Origin of the sequence: Streptomyces sp. NPDC093261 (genome assembly GCF_044753645.1) — a bacterium.
Lineage (GTDB): Bacteria > Actinomycetota > Actinomycetes > Streptomycetales > Streptomycetaceae > Streptomyces.
Genome location: NZ_JBIVNO010000020.1, coordinates 22479 through 48303, shown reverse-complemented (window position 1 = coordinate 48303; position 25825 = coordinate 22479). Strand labels below are relative to the sequence as shown.

General features: G+C 69.5%; 19 protein-coding genes and 3 pseudogenes. 15 read left to right on the top strand and 7 right to left on the bottom strand.

What is annotated here, in order from left to right; translation table 11 throughout:
• Window positions 1–32 precede the first annotated feature (32 nt).
• From ACIP94_RS31040 to ACIP94_RS31030, 3 genes and pseudogenes are all read left to right on the top strand, one after another.
• Complete coding sequence (locus ACIP94_RS31040; protein ID WP_402432993.1) at window positions 33–860, top strand: EamA family transporter; 828 nt, start codon at window positions 33–35, stop codon at window positions 858–860.
• 210 nt (window positions 861–1070) lie between these two features.
• Window positions 1071–1631, top strand: a pseudogene (locus tag ACIP94_RS31035) (transposase); the annotation flags it as partial.
• A gap of 154 nt (window positions 1632–1785) precedes the next feature.
• Window positions 1786–2336: pseudogene (locus tag ACIP94_RS31030) on the top strand (transposase); the annotation flags it as partial.
• A gap of 120 nt (window positions 2337–2456) precedes the next feature.
• Here the strand turns inward: ACIP94_RS31030 and ACIP94_RS31025 are convergent.
• Both ACIP94_RS31025 and ACIP94_RS31020 read right to left on the bottom strand, forming a co-directional pair.
• A complete protein-coding gene (locus ACIP94_RS31025) occupies window positions 2457–3125 on the bottom strand; it encodes a ricin-type beta-trefoil lectin domain protein (protein WP_402433223.1) in 669 nt (222 codons plus the stop codon).
• 555 nt (window positions 3126–3680) lie between these two features.
• Window positions 3681–3875 (bottom strand): hypothetical protein, encoded by a 195-nt coding sequence (locus ACIP94_RS31020; RefSeq protein WP_402432990.1) that lies wholly within the window; start codon window positions 3873–3875, stop codon window positions 3681–3683.
• A 98-nt stretch (window positions 3876–3973) separates the two neighbouring features.
• On the opposite strand from ACIP94_RS31020, the gene ACIP94_RS31015 reads away from it, so the two are divergent.
• Entirely contained in the window at window positions 3974–5005 is a 1032-nt protein-coding gene (locus ACIP94_RS31015) for a serine/threonine-protein kinase (protein ID WP_402433220.1), read from the top strand.
• Window positions 5006–5157: 152 nt separating this feature from the next.
• On the opposite strand, the gene ACIP94_RS31010 is transcribed toward ACIP94_RS31015, so the two are convergent.
• The 3 genes from ACIP94_RS31010 to ACIP94_RS31000 form a co-directional block, all read right to left on the bottom strand.
• Entirely contained in the window at window positions 5158–5334 is a 177-nt protein-coding gene (locus ACIP94_RS31010; protein WP_402432987.1) for a hypothetical protein, read from the bottom strand.
• Window positions 5335–5401: 67 nt separating this feature from the next.
• Complete coding sequence (locus tag ACIP94_RS31005; protein ID WP_402432984.1) at window positions 5402–5818, bottom strand: YeeE/YedE thiosulfate transporter family protein; 417 nt, start codon at window positions 5816–5818, stop codon at window positions 5402–5404.
• Window positions 5818–6474 carry a YeeE/YedE family protein gene (locus ACIP94_RS31000; RefSeq protein WP_402433217.1) on the bottom strand — a complete coding sequence of 219 codons (657 nt, stop codon included), beginning with the start codon at window positions 6472–6474 and terminating at the stop codon, window positions 5818–5820. Before ACIP94_RS31000 ends, ACIP94_RS31005 begins: the two co-directional genes overlap by 1 nt.
• 1563 nt (window positions 6475–8037) lie before the next feature.
• Between ACIP94_RS31000 and ACIP94_RS30995 the strand changes: the two are divergent.
• Window positions 8038–8313 (top strand): annotated as a pseudogene (locus ACIP94_RS30995) (YceI family protein); the annotation flags it as partial.
• 382 nt (window positions 8314–8695) lie between these two features.
• On the top strand, window positions 8696–9868 hold the full coding sequence (locus ACIP94_RS30990) for an RNA polymerase sigma factor (RefSeq protein WP_402432982.1): 1173 nt from the start codon (window positions 8696–8698) through the stop codon (window positions 9866–9868).
• A 139-nt stretch (window positions 9869–10007) separates the two neighbouring features.
• Here the strand turns inward: ACIP94_RS30990 and ACIP94_RS30985 are convergent, their stop codons facing one another.
• Window positions 10008–12377 carry an N-acetylmuramoyl-L-alanine amidase gene (locus ACIP94_RS30985; RefSeq protein ID WP_402432979.1) on the bottom strand — a complete coding sequence of 790 codons (2370 nt, stop codon included), beginning with the start codon at window positions 12375–12377 and terminating at the stop codon, window positions 10008–10010.
• Between the two features lie 419 nt (window positions 12378–12796).
• Between ACIP94_RS30985 and ACIP94_RS30980 the strand changes: the two genes are divergently transcribed.
• The 4 genes from ACIP94_RS30980 to ACIP94_RS30965 all read left to right on the top strand — a co-directional run bounded on the left by ACIP94_RS30980 (window position 12797) and on the right by ACIP94_RS30965 (window position 15537).
• Window positions 12797–13804 carry a glycosyltransferase family 2 protein gene (locus ACIP94_RS30980; RefSeq protein ID WP_402432976.1) on the top strand — a complete coding sequence of 336 codons (1008 nt, stop codon included), beginning with the start codon at window positions 12797–12799 and terminating at the stop codon, window positions 13802–13804.
• Between the two features lie 337 nt (window positions 13805–14141).
• Window positions 14142–14420: a hypothetical protein gene (locus ACIP94_RS30975; protein WP_402432974.1), complete on the top strand. Its 279-nt coding sequence runs from the start codon at window positions 14142–14144 to the stop codon at window positions 14418–14420.
• Window positions 14421–14473: 53 nt separating this feature from the next.
• Window positions 14474–15013, top strand: a complete 540-nt coding sequence (locus ACIP94_RS30970) for a winged helix-turn-helix domain-containing protein (protein ID WP_402432971.1) — start codon at window positions 14474–14476, stop codon at window positions 15011–15013.
• Window positions 15010–15537 (top strand): transposase, encoded by a 528-nt coding sequence (locus tag ACIP94_RS30965; protein ID WP_402433215.1) that lies wholly within the window; start codon window positions 15010–15012, stop codon window positions 15535–15537. The genes ACIP94_RS30970 and ACIP94_RS30965 overlap by 4 nt, the downstream gene beginning before the upstream one ends.
• A 444-nt stretch (window positions 15538–15981) precedes the next feature.
• Here the strand turns inward: ACIP94_RS30965 and ACIP94_RS30960 are convergent, their stop codons facing one another.
• The gene (locus ACIP94_RS30960) at window positions 15982–18132 is read right to left on the bottom strand and encodes a P-loop NTPase fold protein (RefSeq protein ID WP_402432968.1); all 2151 of its coding nucleotides are present in this window, start codon (window positions 18130–18132) and stop codon (window positions 15982–15984) included.
• A gap of 347 nt (window positions 18133–18479) precedes the next feature.
• Between ACIP94_RS30960 and ACIP94_RS30955 the strand changes: the two genes are divergently transcribed.
• The 5 genes from ACIP94_RS30955 to ACIP94_RS30935 all read left to right on the top strand — a co-directional run bounded on the left by ACIP94_RS30955 (window position 18480) and on the right by ACIP94_RS30935 (window position 25656).
• Complete coding sequence (locus ACIP94_RS30955; protein ID WP_402432965.1) at window positions 18480–19667, top strand: AAA family ATPase; 1188 nt, start codon at window positions 18480–18482, stop codon at window positions 19665–19667.
• An 81-nt stretch (window positions 19668–19748) separates the two neighbouring features.
• Window positions 19749–21572, top strand: coding sequence for a Mu transposase C-terminal domain-containing protein (locus ACIP94_RS30950; protein ID WP_402432962.1), 1824 nt, complete (start codon window positions 19749–19751; stop codon window positions 21570–21572).
• Window positions 21572–22315 carry an AAA family ATPase gene (locus ACIP94_RS30945; protein ID WP_402432960.1) on the top strand — a complete coding sequence of 248 codons (744 nt, stop codon included), beginning with the start codon at window positions 21572–21574 and terminating at the stop codon, window positions 22313–22315. The genes ACIP94_RS30950 and ACIP94_RS30945 overlap by 1 nt, the downstream gene beginning before the upstream one ends.
• A 13-nt stretch (window positions 22316–22328) precedes the next feature.
• Window positions 22329–22523: a hypothetical protein gene (locus tag ACIP94_RS30940; RefSeq protein WP_402432957.1), complete on the top strand. Its 195-nt coding sequence runs from the start codon at window positions 22329–22331 to the stop codon at window positions 22521–22523.
• 1237 nt (window positions 22524–23760) lie between these two features.
• Window positions 23761–25656 (top strand): exonuclease domain-containing protein, encoded by a 1896-nt coding sequence (locus tag ACIP94_RS30935; RefSeq protein WP_402432955.1) that lies wholly within the window; start codon window positions 23761–23763, stop codon window positions 25654–25656.
• Window positions 25657–25825: the final 169 nt, after the last annotated feature.

The window sequence follows — 25825 nt, the reverse complement described above, 5'->3', positions numbered from 1 at the left end:
GACTCGGGGCCGTACCCGCCCCGGGTCTCGTCATGGGCGGTGTGCTCGGGCTGCAGTGCGGGGCCGCGCTCACCACCCGGCTCTACCCAGCCGTCGGTCCGGCCGGGGTGGTGACCCTGCGATTGTGCCTCGCCGCCCTCGTCCTCACCGCCCTGCGGCGGCCACGGATCCGCGTCGACCGGGCGACCCTCGGCATCACCGTCGCCGCGGGCACCCTTCTGGCGCTGCACCACCTCGCTTACTACGAAGCCGTCGACCGGCTGCCCCTCGGGGCCGCCACGACCCTGGAGTTCCTCGGCCCCTTCGCTATCGCGCTGTGCGGATCCCGGCGCGTCACCGACCTGCTCTGGGCCTGCCTCGCGGCCACGGGTGTCGTCCTGCTCAGCCATTCCGGCGTGGCCCTGAACGTGACCGGCGCCGTCTGTGCCGCCGTCGCCGGCTGCTGCTGGGGCGGGTACATCCTGGTCGGGAAACGGCTCGCCGAGCGCGTCCCCGACGGCCGTGGTCTCGCGCTGGCCGTGACCTGGGGAGCCTTGCTGAGCCTGCCGTACGGTGTCGTGCAGGCTGGCACCCGCCTCCTGGCGCCCGGCACGCTCGCGGTCGCCGCCGCGGTGGCCGTCCTCTCCAGCGTCCTGCCCTACACCTTCCACCTGGAAGCGCTGCGCCGGCTCCCGCCCCGCGTCTTCGGCGTGCTCACCAGCCTGGAGCCGGCGGTCGGCGCGCTGATCGGCCTGTTCCTCCTGGGCCAGCACCTCGCCGCGCCGCAGTGGGTGGGTGTCGGCGCGGTGGCCCTCGCTGCAGTAGGGGCCACCCGCACGGAATCTGGTGCCTCGGCCGAGCTCGACCGAGCGGCCGCCTGAGAAGAGTCCCCGCGCACGGTCCCGTCCGGCCGGACGACGTGCTCGGGGTTGGCACTGTCGAGGTGGACCGAGACCCACACCGCACCGTCCTTGGCGTCCAGGTAGCCGAAGACCTCGCATTCCGGCAGCGACGCCGACAAGGTCATGACCGGCCTGGCGAACGCGGCCAGGCTGCAAAGGCGTCACCGGCACGAGCAGCGGCGGCAAGCAGCAGGTGGGGGGCGCGAAGTTGGTGAGCCCCGCTACCGGCAGCCACCACTGATGGTGACGGAACTGGCCGTGGCCGCCGGACGGGAAGCCTTGGAGGAGGTGACCTGGCGGGAAGGCTCGCGCGGCCCGATGACTTCCCGTTTCCAGGCGATGTGGGTCCGGCCGGCCGGGGTGCGCCCGCGCCGGCTGGCCCAGGCAGCCGCGGTGGCCGAGCACGGCCGGTGGGACGGCGTCCTGCCCGAGATGCGGCTGCTGGCCGAATGGCCCGACGGCGAGGACGAACCGACCCGGTTCTGGCTGTCCGACCTGCCCGACGACACCCCGATCCGGGAGCTGGTCCGCCTGGCGAAGATCCGCTGGCGCATCGAGCACGACTACCGCGAACTCAAGCACGGCCTGGGCCTGGACCACTTCGAAGGCCGCTCCTGGAACGGCTGGCACCACCACGCCACCCTGGTCACCGCCGCCCACGCCTTCCTCACCGAGCAGCGGCCGGCCCCAAAAGCCGACACAACGGCCTCACCCTCTACCAGATCCTCGACGCCCTTCAGGACCTGTTGAACTGCTGGACCGCATCTGCACCACCTGCCACCGACCTCTGCCCAGCAGAACCACACCAAGATCAAGACAGACCTAACGGAGTCCTACTACTCATGAAGATCTTGGGGTTCTGGCCCCGCCGCGTGAGCGGTGGGGCCAGACTCGTTTCGTGGTGATGGGGGAATGGGCCGGGGAGACGGTCGGGCCGGATGTGTGGGAGACGTGCCGGGAGTTGATTCCGGCGGGGAGTGTGTTCGCGTTCCTGGCCGAGCACCGTGGTGCTCTGTTCCCGGCGGAGATGTTCGCGGACATGTACCCGTCGGCGAACGGGCGGCCGAGCATGCCGCCGCAGATCCTGGCCGCGGCGATCACGCTGCAGGCCCTGCACGGGCTGTCGGACTTCGAAACGGCCCAGGAACTGCGGTGTGACTTTGCGGTGGAAGGCCGCGTGCGGGCTGGGCCTGAACGACATGGCGTTCGATCCGTCGTTGCTGGCCTACTTCCGTCGCCGCCTGGCCCGCTCTGCCCGGACCGACCGCGTCTTCGAGGCCGTGCGCGAGATGGTGAAGGCTTCCTGGGCGGCAAGCCCCCGCGGGCTTTGGACTCGACGTGCTGAACGACGCGGTGGCCACCCAGGACACTGTCACCCAGCTCATTGCCGCCGTCCGCGCGGTGATCCGCGAAGTGCCTCATGCCGCCGAGGTCGCGGCCGTGCAGTGCACCGCAACAAGCGTCTCGAGAGCTCTTGGTCTGCCCGACACGCTCCTCAACCTTCGACGTGCGCGGGATCGCTTGCTCTCCCCGGACGCCTGCCGAGCGCGGCCGCAGGACCGCTCGGCAGGCCGGTCAGTGCTGAGGGGCGGCGGCACGCCAGGTCTGGTTGGCCGCCCCGCTGCAGTCCCACAGCTGGATCAGGGTTCCCGCCCGGGTCCCTCCGTTCAAGGCGTCGAGGCACAGGTTCCCCTGACGGATACTGCCGTCGTCCCCCAGCATCCAGCGCTGGGTCTGGCCGCCGCCGCACTGTGCGAGGACCACGAGGGCTCCGCGGGAACCGCCCTCGGCGGTGGCACACAGGTCTTCGGCGACCCGCAGTTCGTGAGTGCCGCTGTAGGTGAAGCGTTCGGTCACCCTGCCGTCACAAGTGGCCAGGTTCAGTCTCATCGCCGTGGCACTGGACGCGTCCATGCACAGTGCGGAGGCGGCTCCCACGTAGGTCACTTCCGGGGAAGTGCGGCCCGTCTTCGTACGGGAGGCGGGTTTTTTGGTGGGCGTCCGATTCGGTGAGGGCGACGATGCGCTGGAGGCGGCGGCCGGACTGGAAGGAACGATTCCGCCGCCGTTGAGGATGGGAAGAGTGATCGGTGAGCGCTCGATGCTCCCAGGTGCGGCCGCATCGGGCTTAGAGTCCGCCTCCCCGAGGACCAGTACGGCCCCCGACACCACAGCCGCGCACACGCCGATGAGGACCGCCACCCGCGCCGGGCTCCTGCCGGCCGACCGCGGAGAGCCGGGCATGCCGGGCGTGCTCGGGCGCGTCTCGCCCGGGCGAATGGACCCACCCCGACCGTTCGCCTCCGCCCACGGCTTTTCGTCAGCTTCCCGCTCGTCGACGGAGCCCGAGGCGGCCGGCCGGGAGACCGCACTCGCGGTCCGTTCGTCCGCAGGGCCCGGACCTGGGACCGTGCGTCGCGGTTCGGATCCGTCGTCCTTCACGGCGGGGCTGTCGTCGCCGTGTGGAACCCACGGACTTGATCCAGCGGTCATCTCTTCTGACTCCCTTGTGTGCTGGGAGCAATCTTGAGCCATCCGCGGCCCGCAGCGGTACCCGGGCCGGCGGTGAAGCCGCTGATGGGGAAGTTCTGCGAGGAAGTACCAGCCCGACTGGGACATATCGGCAATGCGGGGGCGCCGGTCGCGTGTCGGTGGGCCCGCAGCCCGTGGCATCCACGGCGTGGCCGGGTGGGTGGACCGTTCCGTGCGAGCCAGTCAGCGGTAGAGCATGTCGATGTTCTTCGACTCGTCGACCGCGACGCACTCGGTCCTGGTCCGGCTGGCGGTCAGGGTTCAGGGTCAGAATGACGCGCCGGCCCGGCAGCCGGCGGTGAAGGTGTCCTCGTTGAAAGACTCGTCGACCGTCGCGCAATGGCCCTGGACCCGGTCGGCTGTGATGCCCGAGTCGGTGCTTAGGGGGCCGTTGGCGTGGAAGCAGTTGCTGTTCTGCCGGTGGCTCTGGACTACGTTCTGCTGGAACGCGTTGCTGACCACGGCCGAATGCGGCCACCGTAGAGAACGAGGAGAGCCGCCGGCAATCTCCCGTCTGGCGGGCGACCGACGAACTCCTTGGGCGGCCGGTCGCGCTCAAGCTGCTGCTGGCCGGCAACACAGACCCTACGGCGGCCGAACGGTTCCGCCGTGAGGCCCAGACCGCCGCCCGCCTGAACCACTCGCACGTGGTTGCGGTCTACGACGCCGGCGTCCACGACGGACGTGGCTTCCTGGGCATGGAACTCGTCGAGGGCCACAGCCTGGCTGAGGAACTGTCCGCCCGCGGAGTGCTGGAGCCCGTCCGGGTGGCCTCGATCGCCAGGCAGGCAGCGAGCGGGCTAGCCTCTGCGCACCGGTTGGGCGTGATCCATCGGGACATCAAGCCCGGCAACCTGCTGCTGTCGGCCGACGACAGCCTGAAGATCGGCGACTTCGGCATCGCCTCCTTCGCCGACGATCCCTCTGCCGCGCTGACCGCCACCGGCCAGGTGCTGGACACCAGCACCTACCTCGCCCCGGAGCGGGCACTGGGCAACTCGGCCGAACCCGGCACCGACATCTACGCACTCGGCTGTGTCCTGTACGAACTGACCACCGGACACCTGCCCTTCCAAGCCGACAGCACACTGGGCGTGGTCTACCAGCACGTCGACGCTCTCCCCGCGCCGCCCATGCGGCTGTGCCCCGAACTGCCTGGCGCGACATCGGATTACCTGCTCCGGATGCTCGCCAAGGACCCGGCCGGACGCCCCACCGCCGAGCAGACAGCGCACTGGTTCGCCGCTCAGCACAGGACGCCGGAGAGCGTTCCGCCGCGTGCGCCGGCCGCCCCCGCCGCCCCGATCACCAAAACCGCCCGGATGGCTGCCGCCCCGCCACCCGGACGCCGAAGCGTGCGCCGGGTGAGCGCCCGGGCGGGCGCCGCAGGCGCCGTCGCTCTCGGTACGGCTGCCGTCGTCGGCCTCACCATGAACTCCAACTCTGGCCAGCCGACCCCCGTAGCAACAACCCCACACCCACCCCGTTTGTGTCCACACCCGCCGCAGACACAGTCACCCCCACACCTACCGGTTCGCCGGCAGCGACTCCCGCCTCCTCAGCGGCAACGACCACCCCCGCGCAGGCCATGAAGAAAGCCCCAGCCAAGGCCCCGCCAGGAAGGCCCCAGCGAAGAAAGCAGCGGGGAAGAAGCCATAAGTGCTTGTTCTGAAGGTCGGTGGCTTGATCCAGTCGGATTGGGGTAGGCGGGGCCTGTGTCATCTGCTCCGTCCGACCTGCTCTTTCAAGTTCGGCATGCCTTGACCCAGGCGGGGTTCCACTTGGTCGGTGAAGACGGGGAGGACGGCAGGCCCGGGCTTGCGGTGACGACGGCGCCGGCCGGGGTGCTGGTGAGGTGGATGGCCTCGGATGGGTTCACCTCGCTGGCGAAGGACCAGCCCGGTGCTTCGGGTGACAGCATGCTGGCGATCGTGCAAGCTGCGGTCTCGGGGCTGTTGATCCAGCTGGGACACACCGTCTGCTCTTGGTCAGAGCCCGCAGGAGCCGCGGTCGAGGTGGAAGTATCGGGCATTGGCCCAATGGCACAGCCGGATACCGACGGCGACGCCGGCGATTGTGACCAGGGCGGGCATGTATCCGCTGGCGACCTGGGTGATCGGGATTGCCGGGCACCCACCTGAGATGGCCCAGCCCGCACCGAACAACACTGCGCCGGGGATGACTCCGGCGTGGATGCGCCCCGGGGTGCGGCGGACCCGTAGCAGAGCGAACACGCAAGCGATGATCACGACGGCGCCCGCGAAGGAGAGCAACATGCGCTGGTCCTGGAAGGTGAACATGCGGTTCAGTTCGGCGTAGTCGCCGAAACCGATGTTCGTGACGGTATAGCCGAGGGCCAGACCGGTGATGATGTTGGCCAGCAGAATCGCGCCCCGAGTGCGCATCAGATCACCTTCCACAAGAGGAACGACACCCCGACGGCGGTGCCGAAGAACACCGCGGTCGCGACGATGCTGACCGGGCGTAGACGGCCGCAGCCGCTGAGTCCGTGGCCGGAGCTGCATCCGCCGGCCAATCGGGTGCCAAAGCCGACGAGCACGCCTCCCACGAACAACAGGGCGACCATGGTGATCGGATTGGCAGTGACCAGGTTCCGGAAACCCGGGCCCATGTCGAAGCGGAGGTGGAACCGCCCGGAGGTGACCGCGGCGATCAGTCCGCCGAGGAAAATCGACACCAGCAAGGCAGCCTGGGTGACCAGAGGGACCGGGCGCAGACTCGTGACCGAGGAGCCGTCACCTGCAGCCGGTTCGTCGGCCGGATCGAGTGGTTGTGTCTCCCCGTACGGAGCCTGCGACACGGTGGGCGCGCCGGGGCCGGTTCCGAAGTGCTCCGCGGTGGCCGCCGCGAGCGCGTCGGCGAGAGCACGATCGTCTTCGAACTCCTCCTCCGCCCGCTCGAGCTGACGTTCACTGCGCCAGTGCAACACGCGGTCCCACGCCGAGGAGACCCCGAAAGACCGATCGGTGGCGAGGGTGTAGTTGATGGTGACCAGAGCGAGCCCGACAGCGCCCGCCCACCAGGGCCAGTAGGAACTCATGCGGGGCCTTTCATCCAATCGGCGAATCGAGCCCACCAGCCGCGCTTCGAGCCGGACGCTGGGCGCACGTGTCGAGCGCGGCCGTCTGCAGGCGGGGGAAACTGTGCGGGTGGCGACGGCTGGTGATGTCCGACCGGTCCCGGCGGGGGTGCTGTGAACGGGGCGGTCGTCTCCGGCGACGCGGTTCCCGGTTCTGACCACTCAGGTGGCTGGCCTGGTCCCGGCTGGGACCAGTCGGCGGTCTGCGAAAACCAGGGATTGGGTCCTGGTGGCGGGGCCTGTCGGGGGGGTGCCTGCGTGGGGGTGACCTCGCCGGACCGGCTCTCATCGGCCGCGGGTTCGAGGTGTCGCGCGCGGACTCCGTTGGGCAACAGGCTGATCGGCACGCGCTCGCCGGTGAGTGACAACTGGTAGCGCGCACAGTCGTGCCACCGATCCTCACTGTCGCAGTAGTACTTGCGCCAACCTTCCAAGCTTGCCCTGAGTAGGGGGAAAAGGGGGCATGCTGCGGCGTGCGGGCAACCCACGTTGCTCCCTCCTGACCGGCGCACACCGCCCGTTCGGAGAGGGCGGCTGCCGTTGTCGGTTCTTGTCCTTCCCGCGCCCGGTCGACGATCGTAATACGTCGAGGAGTGCAGGTACGCGCCATATTTTGATCCCCGTCACCGCGTTCCGGCGTGATGCAACCATTGTTTCGGCATCCCCGGCAACCCCAGGGCGGCTTTTCAACCAAACCACTTGACATCGCATGGTGGGATACGCCATGTGACGGATGTGCCCGCCTATCACCCATGTCCGGATATTCGCCACCGACGGCGCCAGACCTCTTGGATTAAGATTCGACCTCATGGAGGCCACCTTTGCCGGGACTGATCCATTTCTTGTGGAGAGGGTGTGAAAACCGGGGCTTATTCTGCCGAGAAAGTGAAAGTCGGAGCTGGTCAATGAAGATATTGATGGAGGGGAATGATGTGTCGACGTGTTGTCTGCCGGACGTGCCGGAAGGTGACCTATGAGGGTTGCGGGCGCCATGTGGAGCAAGTGCTCGCCGGTGTGCCAACGGCTCAGCGGTGCATGTGTGAGTCAGCGAAGCACGGGCGTACGTACACACCGGAGGCAACGGCTCGATCGGCACGGGTGTCGACCCGACCGGGCGGACCGCTACCACCCGCGCGCGTTGCTCGACGCCAAGGAAGTTCATCAGGCTCGTCGAGAGGTGGTTGGTGGGCTCGGCTCGTCGATTGGGCGAAAAGCCCGACATGAGGTTATGGCGTGAGGAGGTCAACTGCGCTGGCTTGGGACCCCAGGTCCAAGACGTCTGCTATTGCGCCCTGGAAGCCAGGATTTCGACCCTGCCTCCACGCGTACTGAAGGTGTTCTTGCCGTGGCAGGGCGTCTGCGAAGGCTCGCGGTACGCGCCCGTCGCCTGAAACGGGGGCAAGGGACATGGGTGTGATACGGGGAAGCGCAAGACCCACGGCTGCTGTTCCTCGCTCTGACCGACGAGGCGGGCAACTTGGTGTGGCTCCCGGCGGCGAAGCCGGGGTGCTCCGGCGAGATCACTACCGCGGCGGAAACACCTGGGCGATCACCGGCGGGCTCACGCTGCACGGCCTCACCCGCACGGTGACCCTCGACGCCAACTACGGTGGTATCCGCGTCGGCATGGAGGGTGAGACCCGCGTGGCCGTCAACCCCACAACCGAGTTGCACCGTGAGGACTACACCATCAACTGGAAGACGATGCTGGCCCGTGGCATCGCAGTCGTTGGCTCCAACATCAGGGTCGAACTCGATATCCAGATCGTGCCCGAGGGCACGCAGCTGAAGTTCAGGTAGCGGCAATGTGATCCGTTCCGGCAAACGAAGCAGTCGCTTGCTGTGACCTCATCTGTCATGGGAACGTCCCACATCCCCTCCATAGCGGCTGACCCGCCGTCAGCGTAGTCCGTAACGTGTGGACAGGCGCGCCGTCGATGCTGCCTACCTCACCCTCCCCCAGGGCCGGCCTCCCGTAGGAGTCCGGGACGCTGCTGGTTCCCGTCGCTGAACCGACCCTCACGCTGCCCGGTGGCGGTGTGCTGCCCGACGCGGGGCCGCTGACCATCGGCAACGGCTGAAAGACGATGGGCGTCGCCCCCTCCACAACCACCACTACTCGGCGGTAATGTCGCCACCCGCCGGAAGCACAGGACCGGCGGGTGAGTGCGAAGGGGCCCTCATGGCGACGGACATGCCTGCGGACACAGCGGCCACCGAGGAGCGTTGGCAGCGCATGTGGAGCCATCGCGAGCAGCTGCTCAAGGTGGCCCGGCGACGCTCCATGAGCCGGGAGGACGCCGAGGACGCCGTGCACGAGGCGATGCTGCGGGCCGCGGAACGCCCGGACCTCGACGACGAGCGGCTCGGCGCCTGGCTGACGACGGTGACGATGCGGCTGTGCGTCGACCGCTACCGGCAGGTCAACCGCGAGGCCGAGGTGGGCAGCCGCCCCACGCTTCTCGCGCCGGGCCCGGTACCCGTCGAGGAGGCGGTGTGCGACCGGGCCGAGGCGAAGTGGCTCGCCGTGCGCAGCGGTGAGCTGCCCGCCCGGCAGGCGGTGGCGCTCCGGCTGAAGTCGGAGGACCTGGACGTCGGCCAGGTCGCGGTGCGGATGGGGCTGAGCTACCGGACCGTCGAGTCCCTGCTCGCCCGGGCCCGGCGGACGCTGCGCGCCTCGCTGGCCCGGGACGCTCGGTCTCGTGCTGCTCCTGCTGGGGCGCGGCCGGCCGCGCGCGGGCGGCAATGCCCATACAGTCGCGGTCACTTCGATGGCGGCAACCCTGGTGGTGGCGGGGTTCGTGCTGCCGTACACGCTCGGCACTGGCGGAGACGGGAACGGTCCGGCGCAGCGACCGGCCGCGTCCAGCGACGCGCAGGCCCTGCGCAGCGAGGCCACGGGCCGGGGGAGCGCCCCCGGGACGCCCACTCTCTTGCACCCGACGCCCGGGGACAGGGGCCGGGCGCCCTCACCCACCGTGGGAACGTCCCTGCCAGACGTGTCCGCGTCTCCGCTCCCGGAGCTGTCGGCGGCGCCGTTCCCACAAGTACCCGAGGTGCCGAAGGTGGCGGGCCTGCCTACCGCCTTGGCGGGCCTGCCGACGAGGTCGGCCGCCTCGTCGGTCCCGTCGCTCCCCTCGGCCTCGACCGTACCGGCCGCTCCGCTCTCCGTCCCGAGGACGCCTTCGCCCACGCCGTTCGCCCAAACTGCCGTAGCGCCATACACACGTCCGCAAAAAATTCTTCGTCCGGCGCGACGGACGCCCCTCCCCTCCCCGTAGAGCAGATGTCGGAGCTGCACACGCGGCCGAAGGATGGAACCGGATGGCTGTCGAGATCTGTGCGGAAGGGCTGAGCAAGTCCGGGCGGCAGCCGGAGCAGGCCCGCGGCGAGGCGGCTGACTCGGAGACGGTCAAGCCGGATGTGCACGACGGAGCCCTGCGCCGCGGACTTCCCGCGGGCGGAGGGCTCCGTCGTGAGGTGCGGCCGAGGGTTCAGCTGATGGTGGCGATGCCGTCGGTGGTGACGGTCGGGCGGCCCGAGGTGCCGACCACGACGATCTTCAGGGTGTGTTTGGCGGAGCCGGACCAGGTCTTGGTCCAGAGCGCCTGGCGGTAGAGGGTGGTGGAGGACTTCAGGTCCACCGTGGCGACTTTGGTGCCGTCGAGGTAGACGTACGCCTGGCCCGAGGTGGAGGCCCGCGAGACGATCCAGGCCACCGAGCGTCCGGTGAAGGTCCAGCTGATGGAGGCATTGGCGGACGAGGAGCTGTAGGAGTAGCCGCCCAGGTAGCTGGTGCTGCTCTTGCGGGTCCAGGTGCCGGTGCGGGTGGTGGAGGTCTCCTGGGTGATGTTCGGCGTCCGGTAGACGGAGGCGCCGCCCGTGTTGCCGGTTACGTCGTACGCCTTCAGGGCGAACAGGTCCGAGGCGCCGGGCTTGGCGCTGGTCGACCAGGAGGTCACCGTCGGGCCGAAGGTGGCCGAGGACGGCGAGGTCGCCATGACCTTGGCGAGTGCCGCGTTGTCCGCGGCCTTCCAGGTCACCGTGACCGGGACCGAGGTGGAGTTCACCGTGCCGGTGCGCACCTGCACGCCGGGAGCGGTCGGGAAGGTCGGCGCGGTCGTGTCACCGACCAGGGTGACCGAGCCGGACAGCGTGGTCGAACCGCGGACGTGGGTGGCGCGGACCTGGACCGTGTGGCTGCCGGAGGCGACCGAGATCGAGGTGGAACGGGCGGAGCCGGAGGTGTGCGCCACGGCCTTCCCGTCGACCAGGACGTCGAACCCGGAGATCACCGCGGACGGTGTGGAGGTCGTCCAGCTCACCGTGGCCGCGCCCTTGGTGTAGTAGCTCGTCCCGGACTTGACCGCCCCGCCCGCGAGCCCGGTGACGGAGACCGTGCCGACCGGGCCGGACGCGTAGGAGCGGATCGTGCCCAGCGCGTTGTAGAGCTGGTTGCCGGGGCAGTCGGTGGCGAAGCCGTCGCGGTGGCCGGAGATGACGTTGAACGTGTAGTCCTTGCCCAGGGTGAAGCCGGAGCTGTCGGAGGAGCCCTCGGGCAGAGATGCGGTGGCGGTGGCGGGATCCACGCCCGTCATACCGAACTTCCAGGCCGCGACCCGGGCGATGGAGCTCAGCAGGGCCGTGCTCGGCGCGGCTCCGGTGTAGGTGGTCTCCTGGGAGTCGCCGCCGCTGAGGTCGGTGTAGGTGCCGATGGCGGCCACACCCATGCTGTTGGTGTTGAACCCGTACGTCTGGGCGCCCACGACCGGCAGCGCCATCCCGCCGAAGCGGCCCTCGAAGATGGTGCCGCACTTGTCGACCAGGAAGTTGTAACCGAGGTCGCGCCAGCCCTGGCTGAGGTGCGCGGCGTAGAGGCTGCGCACGATCGCCGGCGAGTCTGCGCAGGAGTAGTCGTTGGGGGTGTCGGTGTGGTGGACAAACATCACCTTCACCGCCGATCCGTACAACGGGTAGCCGGTATCGCGCGCGCACTCGTCCGCGCCCCAGTCGGCCCGGGTGACCACAGTCGGCGGCGCCACCGTCGAGGTGGTCGCGGTCGGCATCGGGTCCGGCGCGGTCGGCGACGCCGACGCGGAGGGGCTGCTGGTGGCGGTCGTACAGGACGGGTACGCCTCGGACAGCGACGGAAGCTGGCTCGGCCAGGACGTCGGGGACGCGCTCGGCGAGGTGGAAGCGGAGGTCCCGGTGGACGGCGCGACGGATGTCGAGTCCGTGGCCGTGGGGGTGTCCGTGGGCGAGGCGGAGTCCGTCGCGGTGGGGGTCTCCGAAGTGTCGCTGCCTGCCGTGGCCGTTGCGGTGTCGGTAGGGGCGACGCCGTCCGTCGGAGTCGCGGTGTCGGTGGCCGTCGCGTCCATGGCGTATCCCGCCAGGCCCATGCCGGAGTACTGCGTAGTACCGGTGGCGGGCTTGCCCGGGTCGACCAGGTCCACCCGCAGCCCGGCGGGCAACGCGGTCGCCTTGCCCGCGCCGGTCACACGGACCTGGATTCCGTTCGACGGCCCCGACCACATGGGCGACATCCCGCCGCGCACACCGGGACGGTTCAGCTCGGCGGCGTCGGGGATGTCGTCCGGCTGCTGCATCTTCAGCCACGACGTCCAGTGGTCGCTGACGGCGGAACGGGTCCGCACCTCCACCACGCCGCGCAGCTTGGCGTGCGCGCCGTTCCAGGTGACACCCACCATGCTGAACGGAGCCGTGGCCTGGGCCCTCAGCGTCTTGAGCGACGCACTGGCCCCGGTCAGGGACAGCGAGTGGACATGCGTCTTGACCGGTCCCCGCGCGGCCGACGCTCCTGCATGGCCTCCCGACCCGGCCATCGCGACGGTCGCCACAGCCACGCCGCCCCCGGCGACGACCGCCCCCAGCACCAGCCACGTGCGCGTTCTCAGACCGGCTCGACGACGACCGCGCCGAACCCCCTGTTCAGTTCTCATGCCCCGCCCTTGAAGCCCCGTTGCCGTTGTCATCACAGCTATTGCGGGGCACAGCCGTCACAGGAGTGCCCCCTGGAATACCAGCGCACTCGGACGTTCAAGCGTCACAGTCCCGAACGCGGGCGGGGGACTGACGCAGGCCAATGGTGGCTGTCGCGGCCCCTGCACGCCGGAAGGCGTGATGGGGGTCGGCCCTTGTACCGAGGCGTCCGCGTCACCGCCCGCCCGAGCGGGCCGACCTGGCGGCTGCGGACTGGGGGCCCGAGGGACTTGTCACGCTGTGAGCTGTCCACCTATGTTCGACCACCATGCTCGCTCCCCCGATGATCAGTGTCATAGTCGCCGCGCACGACCTTCAGGGACAGCTGGAGGCCTGCCTCAATTCGATACTGAACCAGTCCTTCGGAAACGTGGAGGTTGTCGCGGTCCTGGACCAGTCTGCTGAATGCCCTGCGGACTTGGTGGATGACTATGCCCGGCGCGATGGGCGGGTCTCGGTCGTGCGGCTGACGGGCGTCGTCGGCATCGGCCGGATACGCAACGCGGGGGCGGAGCGCGCCACCGGTGACTATCTGCTGTTCCTGGACAGCGATCACATCATCGGGGGTGAAACGCTTCAGGCGATGGGCGATCAGCTGCAATCGGCAGACGAGCCGGATGTTCTTCTCTTCGGGCACACTCGCCTCCATCGCGGCCGCACCTGGCCCGGTGCCGCCGCCGACCTGCTTGAACGGCAAGGACGTGAGCCCTTCGCCTCGATCGACCAGCCAGAGTTGTTCGGTGCTCCCGCCTACTCCTGGGACCGTTTGATCCGCCGCGACCTGTGGATCCGGCAGGAACTCGCGTTCCCTGACGGTCTCCACGAGGAGGTCACAGTCGTCCACCGCGCCATGCTCGCCGCCGACCGGGTCGCCGTCCTGAAATGGAACTGCGTCCAGATCCGTCGTCGGCACACTCAACACCCCGCAGGCTCACCGGACGGCACCCACTTCGACGTCTTCGGCCGGTACGAAGAGAGCTTCGACTTGCTCAAGGAGCGCGACGCGCTGGACGTTGTGGCTCCCTTTCTCTTCACTCGTACGATTCGTCACTACCTCTTCCTCCTCAATCTTGAGGGATGTCTCTCCCGCTCCGAGCGCCTGCGGTTCTTCGAACGCGCCAGCGAGCACTACCGGCGGTTCCTCCCTAACGGCTACGAGCACCCCGAAGGTCGGGAGGGTGTCAAGTTCCAACTCGTGGCGAGCGGGAGATACAGTGCGCTGAAGGCCGCCAGTCTCCCTCAGCACGCGCGGAGTTTCGTCTCCCGAAGCGCCGCCGTACGCGGACGGTAGCCCCGAGCTGGGTGACTTCGACCGTTACCGCCGCCGACACAGCGGCGCCACCTGCTTGTCCAGGTGCCGGTCAGATGATGCGGATGATGGAACATCTCAGCTTCCGCAGCAGCCGCCAGTGCGTGGCCGTGGCTTGCTCGCCCAGGGCCCGGATCTTCCCATTGGGGACGTTCAGCGCCTGTTGACCTGAGGGGCGGTTCCCCCACTGGCCGCGGTAGGGCACCAGGGGCGCGGGGCCGGTACCTTGGTCCCGCTTGTCCCCCTTGTTCGCGAAGCAGATCGCCTCCGCTGCTGCGGCGCGGGCGCGCTCATATCCCGTCCGGCGTACCGGTTCTCCGTGCCGCTCGAGGAACCGTGGCGGTCGGAGTGCCCGGCAGGCCATCCCCTCACCGGTACCGGAGGCGGCTGGCTGGGGCGTGCCCGCTGCGCCGCCGGTGACGCCTACGGGCCAAGCACCCTTTCGGTCGCCTCCGTCACGACCGTGGTCTGCGTCCTGCTGACGGCCGCCACCGGGGCCCGCCCCGAACTGGTGGTCTGGCTGCTGCTCGCACCGGCCGCCGTACTGCTCGCCGTCGTCGACTTCGCGGCACACCGGCTACTGAACTTGAACGGGTGATGTCGGGTCGATTTGCCTGACGGGTGTTGATCAGCGTTGATAGCCATCTGGGCGTGAGATACGCGCAGGGCGGCGGGTTGACCGCCGCGGGGAGGGCCGCCCGGGAGCGGGTCAGGCTGCAGGCCGTGGAACGCTTCGAACGCGGGGAGAAGAACCGGGAGATCGCGGCCGCGCTGCGGGTCAGTGAGCGGTCGGTTGAGCGATGGCGCCGGGCTTGGCGGGAACAGGGCGAGTTGGGACTGCTGTCCGCAGGCTCGCCTGGACGGTCCAAGCTCAGCGCGGCCCAGGTCGACAAGCTAGAACGTGAGTTGGAGCGGGGACCGCTGGCCCACGGCTGGGCAGATCAGCGGTGGACGCTGGCGCGGGTGAAGACCCTGATCGGCCGCCTCTTCCATGTCTCGTACACCGTGGAGGGCACCTGGCGGTTGCTGAAGCGGCACGGCTGGTCATGGCAGCAGCCAGCTCGGCGGGCGATCGAACGCGATGACGAAGCCGTCGAGCTGTGGAAGAAGGAGGTCTGGTCGCGGGTAAGAGCACCGCGGCGGCGCTCGGGGCCTGGATCGTCTTTCAGGACGAGGCCGGGCAGTCGATGACGCCGCCGCGTGCCAGGACCTGGGGCCGGGTCGGCCGCACTCCGGTGGTGCGGGTCCGCGGCCGGGGATCCGGACGGGTCTCGATGGCAGGCATGGTCTGCTACAGGCGAGGGGAACGGTCGCGGCTGATCTACGCCGTCCGCGAGTACCACGGCCGCAAAGACGAGCCGAAGGGCTTCGGCTGGCGCGATCTGCGAGACCTGCTTGTTCGAGCCCGCATCCAGCTCGGCGGCCCGGTCGTGCTCGTGTGGGACAACGTGCGTCTGCATCTGACCGCCGGGATGAAGGAGTGGGCCGCCGCGAACGTGCACTGGCTCACCATCTTCCAACTGCCCGCATACGCACTTGACCTCAACCCGCAAGAAGGCATCTGGTCTCTGGTCAAGCGAGAGGTCGGCAACCTCGCCGCGGCCGACCTCGCCCAGCTCACCAAGATCGTCAAGCGCAGGCTCAAGCAGATCCAGTACCGACCGGACATAGTCGACGGCTGCCTCGCCGGCACTGGCCTTGCCTTCCACGAGTAACGAACCCAGGGAACGGTCGGCCTGCCACGTGGCCCTACGATCACGGCACCCCACCGAACGCTTGTGCCCGACGAATTGAGTAGTGAGCCCATGAGCGACGATGTCCTGTCGATCATTCCGACCGATCCCCAATGGCAGCCCGACCGGGCGGCGGCCGAGCGGACTGCCGCACTCGCCGCGGACCTGGCTCCCGGCCTGCCCGATGGCGCGGAGGTCGAGATGGATGTCACCTGGCACGACACCCTTGTGAGTGGGCGTGTCGGTGGCATTGGGTGGGTGTCAGCAGGGCGGGAGTGCTGCGTGCCTGGTCCAGGGGATGGTGTGAGGGTCGGTTCGCTGTCATGGGGTGACCAAGCGGCTGCTGTTTTCTGACCTGTGTGCGGTGGGCCGGCTGTTGTGAGGGTGGCTGTTCCTTTGGGTGGGCTGGGGGTGCGGGGGGTGGGTTCAGGAGGGGGTGTCGGGGGTGGCTTGGGGTTGGTCGGGTCGGCGGTCGCGGAGTGCTTGAAGGATGTTGGTCTGGTGTTGGTCGGTGGGGGGTGGGGTGTCGGGGGAGTTGTTGAGGAGGGGCGTGAGGCGGGTGTAGAGGTCGTCGTGGGTGAACAGGGCGTCGAGGCCGGCCCAGGTGTCGTTGTCGATGAGGGGGAACGGGAACTGCTGGGGTGGGATGAGTGCGGCCAGGAGCGGGAGGAGTTCCCATCCCTGGTCGAGGCGGTCGTGTAGCCAGGTGCGGATGCCGGCAGGGTCGGTGTGGCGCCACATCCAGATCAGGGTGCTGTCCTGGTCGGTGAGGTCTGGGGTGGATCGTTGTGCGGCTGGTGCGAGGTGTTCGGCCAGACGACCGGTGAGGGCGTCGCGGGCCTGTGCGGCCCACGGTTCGGTGGTCGTCGTGTGTTCGGAGGCGGTGTCGTCGGGGTTGGTGGCGGTGTGGAGGGTCCGGGTGGCCAGGACTGCTCCATCAGGGGTGGTGGCCATGGCGGCCACGACGGAGGGGCGCTCTTCAGCAGGCAGGTCGAGAAGGAGGCTTGGGGTGAAGGAGCGCACCCGCCGGTCGGCGCCCAGCAGGCCCATCGCTTCGGGTTGCGCGGTCAGTTGGCCGTAGTTGTCGGCCATGGCCTTGAGCAGCGCGGCCGCGGGTACCGGGATTCCGTCGGCGCGCAGTTGGTCGATGCGCCGGACGATGCGGTGGGTGTCTTCTCTGAGCCGGAGCAGCAACTGTGTGGCCTCATCGCCCTCAGCTCCTGATGCCAGTTGGGCGAGGGCCTGCTGGAAGACGGCTTCTGGGAGGTCGTCTTCGGGGACGGTGAAGACGATGTACCGGTCGAAGTGGTCCTGGCTGCCGATCCCGCGTCGGCGTGCCGCGGCACGGGGGTCACCGCTGTTGCCGACGGCCTGCTGGATTGCGGGAAACAGCAGGCCAAGCAGACCGAGCATCCCGTCGATGTTGTCTGGGGCAACACCGGCCTGGCGCAGGCGTTGCTTCCATCGCTCGGCGCGTTCACCGGGGCGGGAGTCGCGCTGCAGCGCCGGGTCGATGCTGGTGCCGGTCAGTTCGGCGCGGTGGCGTACCAGCATCCGGTAGGCGCCGGGCTCGCTGGTCCGCAGGAAGGTGACGATCAGGAAGTCGACGATGTCGACCTCCCCGGCCAGTGAGCCGAGCGTCGCGCCGGCCTGGCCGAAGTAGCGCTTGATGGACCGTGGGGTCCTCAGCCGGTCCTGGAGGTGCCGGAAGTACGCCTCGGAGAAACGCTGCTCCTGGTCCGCAGTCATGGACACCCCGTGGGAGTCCAGTAGTGCGTTCAGGAGACGTCTGGTCATGGCGGCGATGTCGCGGTCGCGGAAGGCCGGGAGGTCGAGCCGGACCTGGATGAGCTTTTCCAGGAATTCCTGGGCGCGTTGGTCGTTCGAGCCGACCAGGTCGGTCCGTTGCAGGACGTCCAGCAGAGTCTGTTCGTCGAAGCTGATCAGGTAGTACACGTTCGGCAGGTGGCCGACCAGGCGGATGAGTTTGAAGACGACCAGCAGTTCCTGGGGGGTGAGCCGGTCCAGGTCGTCCATGACCATCAGGACCGGCAAGGCCGCCTGGCGCAGGGCTGCTTCGGCGGTGCGTTTGGCGGCCGAGGCGCTGGTATCTCCGGTTATCCGGTCGGCTATGTGGTTGATCAGCTCCGAGGAGTCCAGGCCGAGCAGCCCCGTGAGCTTGCCCAGCGGACTGATCGACTGGCCGAACGTCCCGATTTTCCCTCGCAGTTCGGACCACTGGTTCCCGTTGGGGAGGGCGGCGCGGATCTCGCTGAACAGGGCCAGCGTCAGCGACTCGAGGTCCGAGTACATCCACGGGTTCAGCTCAGCGACCGACCACCGGTTGGTGTCGGCGGCGCCAGCCGCGTTCTCGAGGTGCTGGATCGTCATCTGCAGGACGGACGATTTACCGGAGCCCCAGGGCCCGATGAGCGCGAGTACTCCGGACTCGCTCTGCTCGCGCACCTGGTGGAGGAGTGCGACAGCGTGCTGGGCGTACTGCTGGCGCCCCAGAAGGTCAGGAGCGTCGGCGCTCCCGTCGACAGGATCGTCGTTGAAGAATCTTTCCCCGGCCATCGGCCCATCGTGCCCGACTGTGCACCTGCGCTGCTGCCTGAATGGGGGCGGCGACGAGGTACCCGCCGACTGCTGTCACGGGGTGACCAGGTGGCTGTCACGGTGTGGATAGCAGGTCGCGGTCCAATTGTGTTGGGCTTGCCTGTTTCTGTACGGGTGGGTGGTCGGGGCGGGTGGGGTTGGCGCGTGACGGTTTTGCAGACCCCGGTGGGGGAGGCGGTGCCGGGTCCGGCTGGTCCGGCGCAGGCCGGGCGGGTGGAGCGGGCGGTGGTGGTGCGGCGGCTGCTGGCGGTGGACCGGGGTGAGGGTCGTCGTTGCATGTGCGGATTGCGGCCGGTTTGGCGGGGGTGACGGAGCGGACGGTGTGGCGGTGGCTGGCCGAGGGACGCGAGGGGCGGGTGGAGGCGCGGCCGCGGCAGGGCGGGTTCGTGGTGGGCGACGCCTTGTGGGAGGTGCTCACCCAGTCCGGCGGGAACGTCGCCGAGCTGCGCCGCAGGATGCTCCGGGCGCAGGACGAGGGCGTGCTGGAACGCTGGGGGGCGGAGTTTGTGCCGTCCTTGGCGACGCTGCACCGTGCGATCAAAGACGAGCTGAGGGCGGGCCGGGTGCTTCAGGTCGCCCGCGCGGCGTCGGGGCGGGTGGAGCCGAGCCGGTACGACCGGGCACTGGCCGCACTCGGCTGCGCAGATGCTGCGAACGGCCCGCCGGTCATGGATGGTCCGGATACCGAGCGGTCCGGTACGGATGGTGAGGAACGGCCCGGCGCTGTGAAGGCTGCTGCGCGTGCCCGGGTGTCCGGCGGGGTGCGCCTGTACGCGCCGGGAGCGCGGCTGGTGTCCACGCGGCAGGTGGCCGGGGTGGTGGAGGCGGTGGGACACACGGTCGCCGCGCGGGGGATCGGCTGCGTGTACGGGGACACGGGACTGGGGAAGACGGTCGCGGTCGAGCAGGCTCTGCACCTGCTGCCTGCCCGGGTGCCGGTGTGGCGGGCAGTGGTGGGGGTCAGGCCCGGGCTGCCGCAAGTGCGGGCCGCGTTGTGCGAGGCACTGGGGCTGCCGTCGGGGTCCCTGACCCACCGTGCCGGACCGGCTGACCAGGCGCTGGCGGAGGCACTGGCCGAGCCGGGTGTGCTGTTCCTCGACGACGCGCAGCGTCTGTCGCCACCGGTGCTGGACTACCTGCGGCAGCTGTGGGACTCGCCGGGCTGTGCTGCTGCCCTGGTGCTGTGCGGGGCGGGCAGCGAGCGGGCGCTGGCCCGGGCCGCGGCGATGCGTTCCCGGGTCTTGACCTGGCACCAGGTCAGCCGCCTCGACACGGAGTACGTGCCGCGGACGCTGGGTCTGTTCCACCCGGTGTGGGAGGACGCGGATCCGACCGACCTGCGGTGGGCGGATGAGCAGACCGCTCGCGGCAACTTCCGTACCTGGGCGAAGATCACCTCGCATGTCTGTGCAGCCCGGGGCCGCGACCCGGGTGCGGGTGTGGATCGCGACGCGATCGACCAGGCCTGCGCCCGGCTCGGTCCGTACCCATGACGGCCCCTCTCACGTACCCGGAGCACACCGGTTCCGACGGCAGAGAACCTCACCCCGTTCGGCGAGGAGGGAAACGGCGCGATGACGGACAGCGGACCGCAGGACACCAACGGCGGCCACGGCGTGGACGCGGGAGGGCAGTGGCTGCCACCGCCGGGGGATCCGGCCGGCGTGCTCGGAAAGCAGTCGCTGGTTGCGCTGCGGGCGCCTGCGGTGCGCCGCCTGCTGGCGCTGCGCGCCCGGGGCGGTCTATCGCGGCAGCACGTGCGGCTGGCGGGGGAGTGCCTGGGGGCATCGGAGCGCACGGCGTGGCGGTGGCTGGCCGAGGCATCCCAGAGCCCGGCGGCGGCTGCGCACCCCGGAGCCCACCACACGAGCAGGTTCGAGATCACCGCGGAGATTCGAGTACTGCTGGCGTACTGGCACGGCAACGCCTCTGCAGTCCACCGCCAGCTCATGGAGCGCGCCGCAGCCGAGGCCGGGGGCCCACGAGCGCAAACGTCCGGCGCTGCCATGTCCGTCCCGCCGGACCTGGTGGCTGTTCCGGGCGGGGCAGCCCTGTCGCAGGTGCCGCTGCTGGATCCGGTCCCGTCCCTGTCGACGTTCCTGCGCGCGCTGCGCCGCGATCTGACGGCGGGGGAGCGCGCCGGTCTCGCCATCGGACCGGAGGCAGCCCGTGCCCATGACGTGTTCGGCAAGCGGCCGCTGTCATGGCGCAACCATGCCTGGGAGACCGACCACGTCCAGGCCCCGCTGCTGGTCGACGCCGACGGCGACCTGGTGCGCCCGTGGATCACCTGGTTCATCGACACCGCCACCAAGGTCATCACCGGCACCTGTGTCACCCCGGGCCATCCCTCCCGCGCGTCGGCACTAGCCGCCTTGCGCGCCGCAGTGGTGCGGGACGAGCCCTGCGGCCCGGCCGGGGGAGTGCCGGAGCTGGTGAGGGTGGACCGGGGCAAGGACTTCCTGTCGGCCGCCGTCACCACCGCGCTCGGCGCGATGGGAGTGACGGTCAAGGACCTGCCCGCCTACAGCCCGCATCTGAAGGGCACGGTGGAGAGCCTCAACCGGGCTGCGGACCGGATGCTGTTCGCCGCCCTGCCCGGCTACACCGTCGGGCCCACCGGGCCGCGCTCCGAGCGGCGCGGACGTACCGCGGGGGCGCTGTCCGCCCTGTCGTTCCAGGACTTCACCGCAGAGGTCCTGGAGTGGACGAACTGGTGGAACACTGCGCACGGCCCGAAAGCCCTGTCGGGCCATACGCCGCTGGAAGCGTGGCAGGCCGATCCGACCCCTGTCACCGACATCCCCGCCGCCGACCTGTGGGCCTTCACCCTCGAGGACGACGGCCGGCCTCGGAAGCTGACCAGCCACGGCGTGAGCTGGCGCGGCCGCGTCTACACCGCCGCGTGGGTGACCGGCCAAGCCGGCCGCCAGGTCCGCGTGCGCTACATGCCGCACCACGACCACGAGATCGAGGTCTGCGACGCCCGCGGCCGCCACCTCGGTCCGGCGCACCTCGCGGACGCGGCAACCCCCGAGCAACTGCAGGCGCTGCGCGAGGCACGCGCGGAGCGCGCCCGACGCCTGCGCTCCGACGCGAAGGCTGCCGAACGCCTGCGCCGCCAACGATTCGCCCCCACCACCACCGCGGAGCCCGCCCAGCGGCTGGGAGCCGTCACGGCTGCCCAGGCCGAGCGTGAACTCGTCGCCGCCGACTACACCGACGTCGCACGGCTGGCACTCCCCGACTTGATCCCGCCCGCCCCGCCTCCGGCGTACTGGCGCACCCCGCCCGCCCTTGCGGCTGGCACAGCGTCGCCCCCGCCCGCCTCCGCTCCAGCCGACCCGTCGGCGGACGTTGTGCCGGAACCCGACCCCCGACCCGCAGGAGACGCCTGATGACCGCGGCCACCTACCAGTACGTCGACCTGCCCGACGCAGCCGTCGTCACCACCCGGGCCCTGCTCACCGCGCGGGAGAACATCACCGACACCGTCGCCGCACGCGCCATGATGTGCATCCACGGCGGCGCCGGCCACGGCAAGACGCTCGCGGTCAACACCTGCCTGCGCGAACTCGAACCGGGCGAGGACGTCCGACGGGTCACCTTCCGCGCTCGCCCCACCGCCCGGGCCGTGCGCTACGAGCTGTTCACTGCCCTCGACCTGCCCGGCGAGCCGCCCCGCCACCCCAGCGAGTTCGACCGCCTGCTGAAGACCGCCCTGGCCGAACACCCCCGCACCTTCCTCGTCGACGAGGCCCAGTGGCTCAACGGGGAGGCGTTCGAATACTTCCGCTACCTGTGGGACGAGCCCGCCACCCGCTTCGCGGTCGTCTTTGTCGGCGGCGAGGGCTGCCACACCGTGCTGCGCCGCGAACCTATGCTCTCCTCCCGCATCTTCATCTGGCAGCACTTCACCCGCCTCGACCCCAGCGAAGTCCTCGAGGCCATCCCCCTGTTCCACCCGATCTGGGCCGACACCGACCCCGACGACATCACCTTCGCCGACAGCCACGCTGCCCACGGCAACTTCCGGGCCTGGGCCCAGCTGACCGCCCACACTCGCACCGCCCTGGCCCGCACCGGCCGCGCCCGCGTGGACCAGGAGCTGCTGCGCTGGGCCTTCAGCCGCCTCGCCTGACCACCACGCCGCCATGCCGCTCGCCGCGCCACTGCCCGTCGCCGTGGTCATCGACCCCCATGACGACGCGCTGCACACGCACACCGCCCTGGCCGCCCACCATCCACCGTCCGGCCGGATCACCCTGCACCCCGGCCCGGGCACCACCAGTGAAACCGGCCTCGCCCACGACCTTCTCGCCGCTCTTGGTAAACCGCCCCTTGGGTGACCGCCCTGCCCGTCACCCGGCTGACCGTCCTGCGCGCCCACCGCCTCACCGCCCGTCGCGCGATGCGCCTCCTGCAGCGACATGCCCTCTGACAGTCTGCGGGCGAGTGTCAGTCGGACATCGTCATCTGAGTGTCAGCGGCGCAGCCTCCGCGACCTGGTGATTGGCACTGAGGGGTAGTGCTCATCGGTTGCTGACGTGAGTGACGAACGGCCAGGTCATTCTCACGCCGACTGCTATAGCGGGTGCAGAGTTTGCGCTGGTCAGAGATGTGGCTGAGCGGTGGGGTGGCAGTGGGTGGGCGTCAGCCAGAAGGCGGTCCCGCGCGGTGTGCGATCGGAGCGCGGGACTGCCGAGCCCCGGTTGTCCTGACAGAGCCGGACGGGTCAGGAGCCGCCGTGGCGGTGCCCGGCCTGGATCTGATCGCCCAGTGGGCCGCGGCCGGCCGCGCGGATCACCGCCGCGAGCCGATGATCGCCGTCTTCAGCCTGCGCGCCACCCGCTGCTGGCCAACGAAGAAGTCGCCTCGACCAACTCGGGGGAGTACCTGGCCTACTGGCTGGGCCGCGTCCGCCACGCCATGGTGTGCTTCACGTACGACTGCCTGTCCAAGATCGCCCGAAGCCCAGCACTCGGCCGTCTTCCCGCCCACCGGTCTTCGACCTGCTGGTTGTGGTCGAGGCCCACGCCACCGCCGGCACCTAGGAGAAGTCGGCGCCCGCGAGCGCGTCGCACGCTCGTCGACGCGGGTTTGAGCCGGGTACCAACAGGATCGCCCCATCGCCCACATATGCGCCGGTAGTTGTTGTGCGCAAGGAAAGTGCAGGTCAAGACCTGATCGCATCTTCCGTCTTCAGCTTTGTTGAACATAGAATCACGCCGCTACGAATGGGGAGGAACTGTAGAGAGTGGGTATTGCGGCGTGAAGAAGGTCACCGAGGGGGCGCACATCCCAGGCTGACCGGCGGAGTACCTTACGGATCCGCACGCGGGGGCGTGGTGCAGGAGTGCGAAGCCTCTCTCGGCCCCACCGCTGGTTGCCCACGCCCAAGCCGGGCTTGGTGTGCTGGTGTGTGGTCAGCGGTCGGCCGCCGAGTGCGTGCACCAGTGTGCGGCTTTTGTGTCATGTCACGCGGTAGACGTGTCCGTTTCATGGATCCCCGGTGGTGTTGCTGATCGGGCTGCCGACCAAGGAGTCGGCACTTGAGTGAGGGATGTGGGGGAAGGAGTGTGCGCGGTGTTTGAGCCGGTGTTCTTGCGGCGGGGGCTTCAGGGCGTGGATCCCTGGCAGGTTGAGTACACGGTTGTCGATGTGGAGACGACCGGTTTGTCTCCTGCGCGCGGTCATCGTGTGTGTGAGGTTGCGGCGGTGCGGCTGCGGGCCGACGGCACGGTGGTGGAGGAGTTTTCCACCCTGGTCGACCCGCAGCGGGCGATGTCGCGGCAGAACCAGTCACATCACGGGATCAGCGAGAGCGACGTCGCAGGGGCGCCATTGTTCACGGATGTTGCGGGGACGCTGCTGCGGTTGATGCGCGGCTCGCTGGTGGTGGCGCACAAATTGGCCTTTGACGCCTCGTTCCTGGAGGCGGAGTTCGCGCGGGCTGGGGCCGCCAGGTTGCGGGTGGCTGGCTTGTGCACGCTGACGGCGTTCCGTGCCCAGACCGACCTGCGTGGCTACACGCTTGCGGGAATCGTCAAAGACCTTTCCGGAGCCTGGCCGTCCCACGGCCACGCGGCATTGGAAGATGCCCGCAACACCGCCCGGGCCCTGACCACGTTGCTGGCCACCAGTCCGCAGCCGCTGAGATTGACGGGCGGCCCATCCGGAACGCTTCCGGTATGGCCCGAGGCCGTCCGCAGCCGGCCGCGTATCGCAGGGGCACCCGGCAGCCGTCAGGGCTGGCCCGCGCACATCCACGCGGCGCTGCCGAGCGGCAGGACGGTGCCGCCGGATCCGGTGGCCGCCGGCGAATACCAGCGCGTGCTCGAAGACCTCGCCGTCCAGGGGCGCCTGGCCGGCCCTGAGGCACAGCGACTTGTCACGTTGGCCAGTGCAGCCGGCCACCATCAGACCTCGGTGCGCCAGATACACTCTGCCGTCTGGCACACGGTGCATTCCCGTATACCGGACCCGTCGCCGCGAACCGTCCGGGAGCTGACCGACCTGGCGCGCCATCTCGGCGTGTCCGATTTCGCCGCCCGCGATCTGCCCAGCGTTGGGGACGAGCTCAAGGGGGTGCGCATCGTGCCCGTCAGCCAGGACGCGGCCGTGCGTGACCTGACGGCCTGGGCCGAGCGGCACGGGGCCACGATCGGTGTGCGGCCCTCCAAGACGACCCGACTTGTCATCGCCACCGACCCGACAACGGTCCCCAGCCCCAGCGCGGTGACCCAGCATCGCCTGCCCGTACTGGCCCCGGCCGCCGCCAGACAGTGGCTCGAGCAGCAGATGAAGCCCGCCGCGCAGCCCGCTGCGGCGGTCGCAGCTTGTGGCCCGCTGGTATTCACCGGCCCTGGTGCGGGCCCGGTGTGGCGTCTGCACGAACTGCCTGACGAGCTGACCGCGGGCACGTTCACCGCTCCCGTCCGATGGGTGATTGAACAGTGCGTCGCCCCTGAAGCGACCTTCGTCCAATTCAGCCGTGGCCGAACGCCCCGCCTGATGGTCGACAAGTCCAAAGCACCCCACGGAAGCGAGCAGACTCTCGAAAATGCCCTGACCGAACTACGCCAGGCCGCCGGGCTCGCTCTCACTGTGAAGGGACGCTACCGCCGCGCCGGACGGACAGCGGATGCCGCCCTCGTGCCTCCACGTCGCCCATATGGCGGCGCACCGGCCGCTCGCCCGGCCAAGGACCCCGAGTCTCGCCAGGTCATCGTCTTCGAAGCGCCTCGTGGCGAACACAGGACCACCCCTACTGCCATTCCGGCGGCACCGGGAGAGCCAACCCGACATCCTCGCTCCGCTGTCGCGTCTGCGGCGGCGACTGTCGTCGCTGGGGAGGGTCATCTGCGGCGACGCCGCCAGTCGTTCTCTGTGCACTTCTGGCTGTTCTGCTTGACGGGGGGCATTGGCAACTTCATCTACGCGGTGCGCGTCAACAACTGGAACAAGGCGCGCGGCCTGTGAGGTACGTCTGAGATGCTCCGGGCCTTCTCGTCCATTTGGGACTGTGAATCGTTCGATGTAACTCTCGATCATGGAAGATGCAGCGTTGACCAGTGAGAAGGCGCGGCCGAGTAGGAGAGTGTCGGGTCGGCAGCGGCTGTGTCGGCGAAGGTCATGCCATGACTGGCTG